Consider the following 12666-nt stretch of genomic DNA (forward strand, 5'->3'; position numbering starts at 1 on the left):
GTGACCGCCGTCACCGCCCAGGTTTCTGGTGCATGGCCGGCCGGGCAGCCCGGTTAAATTCCCGCCTGCTGTAACCGCGTTTCGGCATCGGCCATCGTTGCGGCTTCGCCGGTCGCCACCAGACAGCACGCCAGCTGCAGGCGCAGCGCCTGCGGCACGGCGCGTTCACCGGCCAGCACCTGACGGATCCACGCTGCGGTATCCTGGGCGCCTTTGCTCTCTGCTAACGCCAGCGCGACCTCTGGCTGCCGCTCGACCCACACTTCCGCTTCTGCGCCGGCACCGCGAATATAATTAATCGCCGGGCAGCGCTGCGGATTGGCATAGACTTCACCTTCTGTGCCGTTCAGCAGAATGGCCGGTGCATCGATATCCTGGAAGAATTTACCCACGCGCGGCACATATTCCGGATGCGACACGCTCGCCAGCCGCAGCGCGGCGCGTTCGGCAAACGGCGTCGCCAGCTTGGCCAGCGTGTGCGCGCTGTTGCGCACGCCCATGCGCCAGCGCAGCGCCAGCTGTTTAGCCATTGGCGCACATAAATTATCGATGGTGATGAACGCCAGCTCGCCAGCGTCGAGTTTCGCCTGCGCCTGTTGCGCGCTGGTCACTGGCGCAATATCCAGCGCCGCCAGCACCGCTTCGCTGGTTACGCGGGTTGGGTCGTCGCTGACGCCGTGCAGCAACACCGGAAAACCCAGCTTCACCAGCAGCAGCGCCAGCAGCGGCGTCAGGTTGCCCTGGCGACGCGCGCCGTTATAGCTGGGGATGACGATGGGCATCGGACGCTGTGCCGGGGCCTGCAGCCGCATCATGCGCTGTTGCATCGCGTGGTAGAAGCCGCGCATCTCTGCTTCCCCTTCGCCTTTGATGCGCAGCGCAATCAGCACGCCACCCAGTTCGAGATCCGGCACCTCGTCCGCCAGCATCGCGCTGTAAAGCGCCACGGCAGTGTCAAAGTCGATATCGCGTGCGTGATTCTTGCCGCGGCCAATCTCTTTAATGATCTTATTCAGTTCCATCACACTTTCCCGCTTCCAGGGCGCGCCGTCACCCGGCGGCCAACAATCGTGCATCCGGCTGTTGCCGCATACTCAGGATTTCTTGCTGCGCTTCGCCGGTTTGTCCGCTTCCGGCACCGGCGGTTGTTCAATCGGAAACACCGGCAGCGCGGCCAGCAGGCGGCTGCCGTAGGTTTTGCTCAGCAGCCGGCGATCGTAAATGACGATTTCACCAAAACACTGATGGCTGCGGATCAGACGCCCGACCTGCTGGATCAGCGTAAACGATGCGCTGGGTAAACTTTGTACTTCAAACGGGTAGCGTTTGAGGCTCTTCAGCCACTCCCCTTCGGTCAAAATTACCGGACTGTCCACCGGCGGAAAAGCAATTTTATGGATGTGCACCTGCGACAACAGATCGCCTTTCAAATCGAGCCCTTCGGCAAAAGATTGCAGGCCAACCAGAATGCTGCTTTGTCCGGCGGTCACCCGTTGCCGGTGAAGCTCCACCAGCCGTGAACGCGGCTGATCGCCCTGCACCAGCATCGACAGACGCAGCTCCGGCACCAGGCTGACAAACTGCTGCATCGCCCGTCCGCTGGCAAACAGCACCAGCACGCCTTTATGCTGCTGCGCCTGCATTTGCTGGCGGAAGAAGCGCGCCATCTCAGCGATGTGCTCCGCTTCATTGGCCAGCAGCGGCTCATAGCGCATTTGCGGGATGATCAGCTTGCCCTGATCGACATGATTAAACGGCGAGTCGAGTGCCACAAAGCGGTCGCCGGCCTTTTGGTTCAGGCCGGACATCTCCTGCAGGCGATTAAAGCTGTTAAGCGAACGCAGCGTAGCCGAGGTCACCACCACGTGCGGGATTTTGCGCCACAGCAGCTTTTCCAGCTGGTCGCTGACGCGAATCCCGGCGCAGTGAAACAGCAGATGCGCCTGGCCGTCACGAATTTCACGCGTCACCCATTTCGACACCGGCGCGTTGGACGCTTTTTCCATCGCCGCCAGCCGCCACAGTTTGCTGATGGATTCAAACCAGCCGAAGTGGCGATTGAGCTGCAGGATGGCTTTGTGCAGCCGCATGATATCGGCCTTGCCGGTCTGTTCGCCCAGCTCGTTGAGCAGCCCTTCGCTCAGGCCACGCAGCGCATCACTCAGCTTAAACAGCCGCGCGCACAGGGTCAGCAGTTCTGGCGGCAGCTCACCGAGCACAAAGCGAAACTCGCCAGGCTGATTGTCGCGCGGCAGCAGAGGATTGAGCGCGTTGCACAGCGTCTGCAGCTGTTCGCGCATCTCATCACAGTGTCCTTTCAGGCGCTCGGGATTGCTCAGCGGCGGCGGGGATTTCGGCCGGAACTGCGCCATGATGGTCTCCACCAGCCGCACAAACAGATCGAGCTGCAGGCTGCTCCAGCCCGGCGTAATCTCCGCGCTCATCTCCAGCGCATCCCGCGCCACTTCCGGCAGATGGTGCCCTTCATCCAGCACCAGCATCAGGTGTTTGGCCGGCGGCAGCACTGACTCATTCTCCATCGCCGCCATCACCAGCGCATGGTTCGCCACCACCACATCGGCCTGCTCGATTTCGCGTCGCGCCACAAAGAACGGGCATTCGCGGTACCAGCGGCAGTGGTGTGCCAGGCAGTTCGCTTTATCAGTGGAGAGGCGCTGCCACAGGCTGTCTTCAATCGCCACGTCGCTGTGATCGCGCAGGCCATCCCACTTATAGCTGCTGAGGTCTTTCTCCAGCCGCGCGCAGAATTTCTGCTCCTCTTTCGAACCGGTCACCGCCTGTTCGTCGAGATACAGCAGCAGATCGCCCTGCTGATCGTCCGTGGCTGCCAGCGCGGTCAGGTTGCGCGGACAGACATAGCGTCCGCGACCAAAAGCCGCGGTGAAGGTGAGGTCAGGAATGATTTTCTTTAATAGCGGCAGATCTTTGCTGAAGATCTGATCCTGCAGCGCCACGTTGGCGGTGCTGATGACTAAACGTTTCTCTTCGGCGCGGCTGACCGCAATGCCGGGAATCAGGTAAGACAGGGTTTTGCCGACGCCGGTGGGCGCCTCAATGGCCAGATGGCGACCCTCGTCACCGGCCAGACTCTTCGCCACTTCGGCGATCATCTGGCGCTGCGGCGCGCGCGGGATAAAGTCAGGAACCTGCTGCTGCAGCGCCTTATACCATTGCGCAATCTGGCTTTTTATCGCTGCTGTCAGGGCCATAGTGAATACTGTTGGTTAAACCGGCCTGTATTTTTACACAGTATTGCCGCAGCGTCAGCTTTCGCGCTCAGTTTTTCGCGCTGGATTCAGAATTTCGCGCATCGCACGGATCAGCGGCTCGCGCGCGCGGCCGCGCCGGAAGGCGAACGAAAACGGCGCGCGAAAGTGAAAATGGTGTGGCAGCAGGCGCAGCAGCTGGCCCTGCTGCTCGCGGCTGCGCGCGTAATGCTCGGGCAAAAAGCCGATATAGCGCCCGGAGAGAATTAGCGTCAGCTGCGCTTCAATGCTCTCCACCGACGCGGTGCTATGGCGGAAACCGCGCTTGTTCAGCTCCTGCTGGTTCCAGTAGCGCCGCGTTACCATGCCGGTCTGCTGCACGCGACGCACATCCGCATCGCCCTGTGCCAGCGCATGCTGCGGACTGCAGTACAGCCACTGCTGCTCCTCGTACAGCGGCAGCGTCACCAGATTGCTGGCGCGCAGCGGAAAGTGTCCGATGGCCAGGTCGAGCCGATCTTCCAGCACCTGCTGCTGCAGTTCGTTGGGCTCGCACACGCTGAGGGTGAGAAACACCGCCGGAAAGCGCTGGTTAAAACGGGCGATAACCGCCGGCAGATCCAGCGTGCTGTCGGTGACGGTGGCATCGACCACGCCGAGCGCAAACGTGCCGCCCTGCGCGCTTTTCAGCGTCTCCACCTGCGACTGCCAGCCGCTCAGGGTCGCCAGCATTTCCCGGGTGTAGGCGTAGAACTGTTCGCCTTTGCTGGTCAGCGCAAAGCCTGCGCGCCCGCGCTGGCACAGGATAAAGCCCAGCTGACTTTCCAGTTCACTCATGTAGGCGCTGACGGCCGGTGTGGTCATGTTCAGCGCCTGCTGCGCACGCGAATAGCCCTGGTTTTCCACCACGCTGGCGAACACCTGCAGCAGTTTCAGATTGGGTAAGGTTGGCACCGCACCTTCCTTCAGGGATTGCTGACAATAGTTAACGAATCGCTGAAGTGATTATCGGCTGACAGGGATTTTTTCTGCAAGCCGCTTTGGCGATGATGCAGCCATTCCCTGAAAAAGAGAGCTTTCGCTATGTCGCAACAAAATTTGCTGTTCCCGGCGCGCGTGCTGCGTGGTGCGGGTGTGATTAACCAGTTGGGGACCATCTGCGCCGGGCTGGGCCAGCGCGCACTGCTGATTGGCGGCCAGCGCGCGATGCAGGCGGTGGCGACGCAGGTAAAGACGCAGCTCGACGCCGCTGGCGTCACGCTGCTGGCACCGGTGTGGTTTGGTGGCGAAACCTCGCTTAACCATATCGAACGGCTGGCGGCGTTAGCGGTTGAACAACAGGCAGAAGTGCTGATCGGTGCGGGCGGCGGCAAGGCGCTGGACACGGTTAAAGCGGTGGGCGCACAGCTCGGGCTGCCGGTGATAACCGTCCCGACGATTGCCGCCACCTGCGCTGCGGTGACCCCGCTGACCATTCGCTACGACGATAACGGCAACTTCTTTGATATTTTCCCGCTGCCACAGGCGCCGGCGGCAGTGCTCATCGACAGTGAGTTGCTGGCAGCCGCCCCTGCCCGCTGGCTGGCCGCGGGTCTCGGCGATACGCTGGCTAAATGGTATGAGTTCCGCGCGGTAAGCACGCGCCATCCGGCGCGCACCGGCAATGCGCTGTCATCGCTGGCGCACAGCCAGATCTGCTATGAGGTGATCGCAGAGCACGGTCCGGCGGCTTACGCAGCGGTGCTGCGCGGCGAGAGCGGCACCTCGCTTGATCAGGTGCTGGACGCGATTTTTACCTGGGCCGGTCTGACCTCGCTGATGAGCAATGGCGCCCACGCCGCCGCTGCGCATGCCATTTACGAAGGCTTTACCTTCTGCGACAAAACGCGCGAGTTTGGTCACGGCCTGCTGGTGGGTTACGGCAATTTGTGCCTGCTGGCGCTGGAGGATCGCAGCGACGAAGAGCTGGTGGATGAGATGCGCCTGGCGCGCGACTGCGGCGTACCGTTGACGCTGGCCGAGATTGCCGCGCTGGAGGAGAGCGAGCTGGCGTTGATTATACGTGAGTCTGTCCACGCGCCGGATATGGCGAACATGGCCGAACCGGTCAACGAAGCGCGGTTGCGGGCGGCGATGGCGCGGATTGAAGGGCTGGCGGAACGGGTTTGATTGCGGTCGCAATGGATGTGGTAAATCCCAGGTCACCGTAAACGGCAAATCCCAGGTCACCGTAAACGGCGACCCTACGGGCCAGCGCGCGCTTTTGTAGGGTGCGCATTTATGCGCACCGTCATCATCAGGTCGCGCTGGCCTGACCGAGCGGCATTACGCCAGGGCTGGCGCCCCACTTTTACCGGGTCGCCAGCAACACCGCGACTTGCCGCACATCCGCCACGTTATCCAGCGTCAGACACAGCGTTTCCAGCTGCTGCACCTGTGGCGCCGGCAAGACGCGCGCGGCGAGGCTGCGGTATTTGGCGTGCAGCGCCGCGTCGCTCAGCGGATTCGCCGGCGATCCGGACGGCACCGCGACGTGCTGCTGCCACTGCTGGCCCTGCACCGTCTCCAGCCGGACCCACGGCTCATCATCGCGCCCCTGCTGGTCGTCAATCTCCAGCTCAATACGCGCCATCAGCGCGGCAGCTTCCGCACTCAGGCGACGGCTGTCGTCATAACTCGCCAGCTCCGCGGAGCCATACAGCGCACGCGCCGTCAGCGCATACGGCAGGCTCATTTGCGCGGCGGCGAGGCTGGTGAGCTCACGCGTGCCGCACATCTCCAGCAGGAACGGATTGAGCCCGACCACAATGCGTGCAATATCCCCGGTTGCCACCGCATGCTGCCGCAGCAGCTGATCCAGCGCATCGATCGCCGCATGCGTACCGCGACAGGCGGCGTACGGCTTGATGGAACAGCGCGCCAGTTTCCACACCTCGCCCAGTTGGTCCGTGAGCGCGGCGGGCTGTTGCATTTCACCAGCCAGCGTTTGCAGAAAGCCGCCCCAGCGCGCCTCAAATACCGCGGCAGGTCCGCTGATGCCGCGCTGAGCCAGCAGCGCCGCCTGCACGCCCCCTTCCGCCGCACGCGCCGCGTGCAGCTTTTTGGTGTGTGAGCCATCATGAATAAAGCCCCACAGGCCACCACTGAAGCTGGCGGCGATGCCCAGTGCCGAGGCGCACTGCGCGGCGGGCAGCCGTAACAGCGCACTGACGGCCGCCGCCGCGCCAAATACGCCGCAGCTGGCGGTTGAGTGCCAGCCCGCGCCGTTATGCGCCGCATAGCCGCCGCAGGCTTCCAGCACGCGGCGACCGATGTCATAACCGATCACCATCGCGGTGAGGAATTCCCGTCCGTTAACCGGCTGCGTTGCCAGCGGCAGTGCCGCCAGCAGCGCCGGCAGTACCACGGCTCCGGAGTGATCGCAGCCGCCGGTGTCGTCCAGTTCATACATGTGCGCCGCCACGCCGTTGAGCCACGCCGCCTGGCGCGGGGAAGCTTGCTGCGCACAGCCCCACAGCTGCGCCACGGCGCTGCCGCCCTCTTCGGCCACCAGCGCCCGGCATTCGCGCCAGATCGGGCTGTCACAGCCCGCCAGCGCCGCGCCGAGCGTATCCAGCAGATGGCGCTTCGCCTGCGCTACCAGCGGTTCTGGCAGCTGGGCAAAGCGGGTGGCCGCGATGAAATCCGCCAGCCAATCAAGCGTGGTGTCCATGTTCGCCTCCGCTGACCCGGGCAAACACCTCTGCCGGATGATCGGCATCGTTATCCGGCTGCGTCTGCCAGTGCGCGGCCACCTGGCCGGCAGTAGCGATCCACACCTCATGCTGCTGCAGCGTCTCCAGCAGCTGACGCAGCAGGCCAATGCGTCCGGCGGTGCCGATAATTTCCGGGTGCAGCCGCAGCAGGTAGCACAGGCCGAAACGGTGAAAACCGTGGAAATCCTGCGTCAGGTTAGCCAGCGTTTCGCCATAGGGCGCGATGCGCGACTGTCCGGGCGGAATCGCCGGGCTGAGGTTGAAGGCAAAATAGGGCGCATCCTCCAGCGTATAGTGCATGGGCAGCTCCACCAGCCGGGTGCCGGGATGAAAATAGGGTAAGTCATCACCGCGCCAGCTGGAGGACCAGCGGATGCCGTGCGTTGCCAGCGCCGCAGCAAGGCCCGGTTTCCACTGGCCGGCCGGCGTGCGAAACCCTGCAATCGGCTGGCCGGTCAGCTGCGCCAGCCGCTCGCAGCCGCGCGTTACGCTGGTAATCTGCTGCGCCAGCGTCAGCGCCGAGAAGTCTTCGTGTCGCTCACCGCTGCAGGCGATCTCATGCCCGGCGGCGACAATACGCTGCAGCACCTGCGGCTGCTCTTCGGCGACGATGGCCGGCAAGCACCAGCTGGCCAGCAGCTGTTTCTCCGCCAGCAGATCCAGCAGGCGATCAACGCCGCGCAGCGTGCCATAGCGCCACACCGACAGGGTTTTATCGCGCCCGGCAACCGCAGGCGCCTGCGTCAGGATGCCGTGAATATCGTGATAGTCGATGGTAATGATGGCCGCCGATTGTTTGCCCGACGGCCAGCGTGAATGTTCAGTCATGTTGCTGCTCCTGCAAATACCACGCGGCCACCGCATCACAGCGCGCAAACCACACATCGTCGCGCGCCGTCATGTGGGCAAACAGCTGCTCCAGCAACAGCAAACGGCCGGGCTGCCCGGAAATTTTCGGGTGGAACAGCGTGGTCAGGCACAGTCCTTCCGCCATCGCGCCGTCAAATTCGCGCTGCCAGTTGTCACGGGTGTGCGCATAGCTGGCAATGCGGTCGCCGCCCTGTGGAAAATCCGGCTGGCGCGTGTAGGCCAGCGAGGCGTAATCATCCATCTCCCATTTGCCGGGAATCTCCACCAGCGGCGTATGCCCGGCGACGGCAATGCTGTACGGCCGATCGTCACCACGCATGCTGCTGGAGTAAATCACCCCGGCTTCCCGCAGAATCTGCGGCGTTTCGGCGTGCCAGTCGCCGGAAGGAGTACGAAAACCGCAGGCGCGGATACCAAGATGTTGCTGAAAGATGGCGGCAGAGCGCGCCATCACGGCGCGCTGTTCATCTGGCGTAATCGCCCAGAACGATTCGTGGCGATAACCGTGATAGGCCACTTCGTGGCCCTTTTCGATGATCGCCTGGCACTGTCGCGGCCACTGCTCTACCACCCACGCCGGCACAAAAAACGTGGCCGGCAGTTGGAAGGCGCGCAGCAGATCCAGCAGCCGACCGAGCGCGCGAAACGGCCCGTAGGCGCCAAAGGTGAAATACTCTGGTGTTGACCACAGGCTGCCATTAAGCATGGCATCGCCAGTGGGACCATCAAGATCAAACGCCAGCGCCATACAGCCACGCTTGCCCTGCGGCCAGCGTACTGCGCCCGGTTGTTGCATACGCCCGCTCCTTAGCCCTGATTCACCGTGGCTTCGGCAATGCCGTTGTCGCTCAGGCCCCATTTGCTGAGGATTTTCTGGTAGCTGCCATCGGCAATCATGGCATTAATGGCTGCCTGAATCGCCGTGGTCAGCTCACCGGCATCTTTACCCAGCGCCATGCCGGTGTACTGGAAGGAGAAGGCTTTATCCAGCGGCTTAAAGGTGCCTTTTTCCAGGTTCATGATGTACGGCAGGGTTTCGCTGCCCTGTACCGCACCATCCAGACGACGCTGACGCAGTTGCGTGCGCGCATCGGCGGTGCCTTCCGCGCCCACCACGATAATCGCAGGTTTACCGGCCGCTTCGCAGTGCGCTTTTGACCAGGTGGCAATCTCCTGCGGGAAGGTGGTGCGGCGGCTGGTGCCTACTTTTTTGCCGCACAGATCGGTGGCGCTGTTGATGTCGCTGCGCGCCGCCAGGGTGTAAAACTGCGGACCGGTTTTGAAGTAGTCGATAAAGTTAACCACCTTCTGCCGCTCTTTGGTGTCGGTCATGCCGGACATCACCAGATCGACGCGTTTGGTCACCACCGCGTTGACCATCTGTTCAAACGCGATCTCCTGCCAGTTAACCTTCACGCCCAGCTTCTCGCCAATTGCCTGGCCCAGCTCATAATCGACGCCGCTCAGCTGATTGGTGGCAGGATCTTTAAAATCCATCGGCGGGTAGTTCGGCATGATGGCGACGGTCAGCCCCTTCTCTTTGATACTGGCCGGTACGGCAATCTCCGCCCAGGCAGAGGATTGCAGCAGCAGCGCGGCACTGATGGCACTCAATAACAATTTTTTCATCTATTCACCCCGGTCACGTTAAAGAAGAATCGCGTTGATAAAGTTTTTCATCCGTGGGTTTTGCGGGTTCAGCAGAATCTCTTCCGGTGCGCCCTGCTCAATAATGCGTCCCTCATCCATAAACACCACCTGGTTGGCGACCTCACGCGCAAAGCCCATTTCGTGGGTCACCACCAGCATGGTGGTGCCTTCTTTTGCCAGCTGGCGCATCACCGCCAGCACTTCACCGACCATCTCCGGATCGAGCGCCGAGGTCGGTTCGTCAAACAGCATCAGTTTGGGTTTCATCGCCAGCGCGCGGGCAATCGCCACGCGCTGCTGCTGACCGCCGGAGAGTGACTGCGGATAGTCGTGCGCTTTGTGCGCCAGTCCGACGCGATCCAGCAGCGCCATCGCCTCTTCGCTGGCCTCGCGTTTCGGGCGCAGCAGCACGCGACACGGTCCCTCGATGATGTTCTCCAGCGCGGTCTTGTGCGGAAACAGGTTGAAGCGCTGGAATACCATGCCGGTCTGCAGCCGCTGGCGCGCAATCTGTTTGTCACTCAGCGGGTGCAGCTTGTTGCCGGCAATGCGATAGCCCGCCAGTTCGTTGTCGACCCAGATGCCGCCCTGATCCACTTTCTCCAGCTGGTTGATACAGCGCAAAAAGGTGCTCTTACCGGAACCCGACGGGCCGAGAATGCACATCACCTCGCCGTAGTTCACTTCCAGGCTGACGTCCTTCAGCGCGTGGAACTGATCGAAATATTTGTTCACCTTGACGGCGCGCACGATGTTTCTCATCTCTCACTCCCGGTTACTGGCGACGACGATGGCCGCGTGAGAAGTAGCGTTCCAGCTGGCTCTGTCCGAACGACAGCAGCGTCACGATAATCAGGTACCAGATGCCCGCCACAAACAGCAGCTCCATCACGCGCGCGTTGGCGAAGTAGATGGTTTGCGCGTTGTACAGCAGCTCGGAGTACTGAATCATGCTGGCCAGACTGGTGGTTTTGATCATGCTGATGAACTCATTGCCGACCGGCGGCAGAATCACCCGCATCGCCTGCGGCAGAATGATGCGCTGCAGCGCCTGCAAACGCGGCATGCCGATGGCTTTGGCGGCTTCATACTGACCGGTATCTACCGATAACAGCCCGGCGCGCACCACTTCTGAGGTGTACGCGCCCTGATTGATGCTCAGGCCGAGCAGAGCGGCGAGAAACGGCGTCATCACCGTGACGGTTTGCACGCTGAACAGACCGGGAATGCTGATGGTGGGAAACACCAGCGCCAGGTTGAACCACAGCAGCAGTTGCAGAATCAGCGGCGTGCCGCGAAAGATCCACGCATAGCCCACCGCGATATAGTGCAGCACCGGATTGGGCGACATGTACATGATGGCGGTGATGACGCCAAACAGGATGCCCAGCGCCATCGCCAGCACCGACATAATCAGCGTATTAACCACGCCGTTAAGGATTGCCTGCGCGGTGAAGAACTGGCCGACGAACGACCACTCAATATTGCCGTGTGCAAAGGCGTTAACCAGCAGCGCCAGCAGCACGAGGATCACTGCCGATGCGGTGATGCGGCCATAATAGCGGCGCGGCACCACCTGATAGCGATCGAGATCGTAATGGGGCTGGACGCGGCCATTGTTGACCGATGGTTCAACCGGTGTGGTGTGTGACATAGGCTCTCCTCAGGCGCGCGGTCCGGCGTAATCATCGGCCCAGCGCTGCTGGTCTTGCATCAGGGTTTGCAGACGGGCCAGCTGCTCGCGCACCCGTGCCGGCGCGGTGCCGCCGTAGCCGCTGCGGGCTGCCAGCGCCGCTTCCAGCGTTAACGCCTGACGCACCTCGGGCGTGAGCCGTGCATCGACGCCGTGCAGCTGCGCATCGCTGAGATCGGCCAGGCCGCAGTTTTCGCGTTCACACAGCTGCACCAGCTGGCCGGTAATCTCGTGCGCCTCGCGGAACGGCACGCCGCGCATTGCCAGCCAGTCGGCCACTTCGGTCGCCAGCGTAAAGCCATCCGGCGCCTGCTCGCGCATCACCTCAGTATTGAATTTCAGCGTCGCCATCATGCCGGCCATGGCAGGCAGCACCATCAGCAGCGTGTCGACCGCATCAATCACGTTTCGTTTGTCGTCGCTGAGATCGCGGTTGTAAGAGAGCGGCATGGCTTTCATGGTGGTCAGCAGCGCCATCAGGTTACCGACCAGCCGGCCGCTGCGGCCGCGCGTCAGCTCGGCAATGTCCGGATTTTTCTTCTGTGGCATGATCGAACTGCCGGTGGCGTAACTGTCGTGCAGCTCCACCCAGCGGAACTGCCGTGACGCCCACAGGCACACCTCTTCGCACAGCCGGGACAGGTTGATGCCGATCATGCTGGTGACGAACAGGAATTCCGCGGCGTAGTCGCGGCTGGCGACCGCATCGATCGAGTTTTCACACGGCGCCAGATAAGCGAGATCGGCAGCGGCCAGCTGTGGCTGACGCGCAATTGCCGAACCGGCCATCGCCGCCGCGCCCAGCGGACAGCGCGCGCTGCGGCGATCCCAGTCCTGCATACGCTCGATATCACGCGCGAAGGATTGGGCATGCGCCAGCAGCTGATGGCCAAACACAATCGGCTGCGCCTGTTGCAGATGGGTGAAGCCGGGCGCGACGCTGTCGGTGTGTTGCGCGGCCTGCGTCACCAGCGCCTGCTGCAGCTGCAACAGCGCGCTCACCAGCTTGCGGCCGTTATCCCGCAGGTAGAGACGCAGATCGTTGACGGTCTGATCGTTGCGTGAACGGCCGGCACGCAGCTTGCCGCCCAGCGCGCCGAGACGTTCTGTCAGCGCGCGTTCGATGAAGGTATGCACGTCTTCATCGGCGGCAATCGGCTGCAGCTGGCCAGCGCGATAATCGGCGTCCAGCGCGTCAATCGCCGCCAGCATGGTATCCAGCTCGTCAGCGCTCAATAGCCCGGCACGCGCCAGCTCGCGCGCATGGGCGCGGCAACCGGCGAGGTCGTACGGCGCCAGCGCAAAGTAATAATCCGGGCTACGCGACAGCGCGGTTAAACTGGCTGCCGGAGCCGCTTTAAAACGTGCGCCCCATAACAGTTCGGCATTCTCAGACATGCTATTTCCCTCACAAATCAGCCGCAGCAATATGAAAAAGTTTGGATTCAGCCGGCAGCGATAATAAAAACTT

Annotated in this window: 11 protein-coding genes; 1 reads left to right on the forward strand and 10 read right to left on the reverse strand. The window is 62.3% G+C overall.

The annotated features are described in order from the left end of the window. Positions 1–53: 53 nt before the first annotated feature. The 3 genes from ybiB to OXR61_RS04640 form a co-directional block, all read right to left on the reverse strand. Positions 54–1022: a DNA-binding protein YbiB gene (gene ybiB / locus OXR61_RS04630; protein ID WP_021508440.1), complete on the reverse strand. Its 969-nt coding sequence runs from the start codon at positions 1020–1022 to the stop codon at positions 54–56. Positions 1023–1094: 72 nt separating this feature from the next. Then, positions 1095–3230 carry an ATP-dependent DNA helicase DinG gene (dinG, locus tag OXR61_RS04635; RefSeq protein ID WP_021508441.1) on the reverse strand — a complete coding sequence of 712 codons (2136 nt, stop codon included), beginning with the start codon at positions 3228–3230 and terminating at the stop codon, positions 1095–1097. 54 nt (positions 3231–3284) lie between these two features. Next, positions 3285–4181, reverse strand: a complete 897-nt coding sequence (locus OXR61_RS04640; RefSeq protein ID WP_267410945.1) for a LysR family transcriptional regulator — start codon at positions 4179–4181, stop codon at positions 3285–3287. Positions 4182–4310: 129 nt separating this feature from the next. Here OXR61_RS04640 and OXR61_RS04645 point away from each other — a divergent pair, with 129 nt between their 5' ends. Next, positions 4311–5396: an iron-containing alcohol dehydrogenase family protein gene (locus OXR61_RS04645; RefSeq protein ID WP_267410946.1), complete on the forward strand. Its 1086-nt coding sequence runs from the start codon at positions 4311–4313 to the stop codon at positions 5394–5396. Between the two features lie 181 nt (positions 5397–5577). On the opposite strand, the gene OXR61_RS04650 is transcribed toward OXR61_RS04645, so the two are convergent. Genes OXR61_RS04650 through argH form a run of 7 tightly spaced genes read right to left on the reverse strand, consistent with a single transcriptional unit; the run spans position 5578 to position 12593 of the window. Beyond that, on the reverse strand, positions 5578–6939 hold the full coding sequence (locus OXR61_RS04650; protein WP_267410947.1) for an MmgE/PrpD family protein: 1362 nt from the start codon (positions 6937–6939) through the stop codon (positions 5578–5580). Further along, on the reverse strand, positions 6923–7810 hold the full coding sequence (locus tag OXR61_RS04655; RefSeq protein ID WP_267410949.1) for a polysaccharide deacetylase: 888 nt from the start codon (positions 7808–7810) through the stop codon (positions 6923–6925). The genes OXR61_RS04650 and OXR61_RS04655 overlap by 17 nt, the downstream gene beginning before the upstream one ends. Then, positions 7803–8648, reverse strand: a complete 846-nt coding sequence (locus OXR61_RS04660; RefSeq protein WP_267410951.1) for a polysaccharide deacetylase — start codon at positions 8646–8648, stop codon at positions 7803–7805. The genes OXR61_RS04655 and OXR61_RS04660 overlap by 8 nt, the downstream gene beginning before the upstream one ends. Before the next feature lie 11 nt (positions 8649–8659). Continuing rightward, complete coding sequence (locus tag OXR61_RS04665) at positions 8660–9481, reverse strand: ABC transporter substrate-binding protein (RefSeq protein WP_021508447.1); 822 nt, start codon at positions 9479–9481, stop codon at positions 8660–8662. 18 nt (positions 9482–9499) lie between these two features. Beyond that, positions 9500–10264, reverse strand: coding sequence for an amino acid ABC transporter ATP-binding protein (locus OXR61_RS04670; RefSeq protein WP_021508448.1), 765 nt, complete (start codon positions 10262–10264; stop codon positions 9500–9502). A 13-nt stretch (positions 10265–10277) separates the two neighbouring features. Next, positions 10278–11156: an amino acid ABC transporter permease gene (locus OXR61_RS04675; RefSeq protein ID WP_021508449.1), complete on the reverse strand. Its 879-nt coding sequence runs from the start codon at positions 11154–11156 to the stop codon at positions 10278–10280. A gap of 9 nt (positions 11157–11165) precedes the next feature. Further along, positions 11166–12593, reverse strand: a complete 1428-nt coding sequence (gene argH, locus OXR61_RS04680; RefSeq protein WP_058780849.1) for an argininosuccinate lyase — start codon at positions 12591–12593, stop codon at positions 11166–11168. Positions 12594–12666 lie beyond the last annotated feature (73 nt).

The organism is Pantoea sp. GM_Pan_4 (genome assembly GCF_026541005.1).
In the GTDB taxonomy this organism is placed as follows: domain Bacteria; phylum Pseudomonadota; class Gammaproteobacteria; order Enterobacterales; family Enterobacteriaceae; genus Pantoea; species Pantoea dispersa.

Coding starts and splice junctions, on each gene's coding strand:
- OXR61_RS04645 (WP_267410946.1), top strand. CDS start 4,311: ATGTCGCAACAAAATTTGCTGTTCCCGGCGCGCGTGCTGCGTGGTGCG.
- OXR61_RS04660 (WP_267410951.1), bottom strand. CDS start 8,648: ATGCAACAACCGGGCGCAGTACGCTGGCCGCAGGGCAAGCGTGGCTGT.
- ybiB (WP_021508440.1), bottom strand. CDS start 1,022: ATGGAACTGAATAAGATCATTAAAGAGATTGGCCGCGGCAAGAATCAC.
- OXR61_RS04650 (WP_267410947.1), bottom strand. CDS start 6,939: ATGGACACCACGCTTGATTGGCTGGCGGATTTCATCGCGGCCACCCGC.
- OXR61_RS04665 (WP_021508447.1), bottom strand. CDS start 9,481: ATGAAAAAATTGTTATTGAGTGCCATCAGTGCCGCGCTGCTGCTGCAA.
- argH (WP_058780849.1), bottom strand. CDS start 12,593: ATGTCTGAGAATGCCGAACTGTTATGGGGCGCACGTTTTAAAGCGGCT.
- OXR61_RS04675 (WP_021508449.1), bottom strand. CDS start 11,156: ATGTCACACACCACACCGGTTGAACCATCGGTCAACAATGGCCGCGTC.
- dinG (WP_021508441.1), bottom strand. CDS start 3,230: ATGGCCCTGACAGCAGCGATAAAAAGCCAGATTGCGCAATGGTATAAG.
- OXR61_RS04670 (WP_021508448.1), bottom strand. CDS start 10,264: ATGAGAAACATCGTGCGCGCCGTCAAGGTGAACAAATATTTCGATCAG.
- OXR61_RS04655 (WP_267410949.1), bottom strand. CDS start 7,810: ATGACTGAACATTCACGCTGGCCGTCGGGCAAACAATCGGCGGCCATC.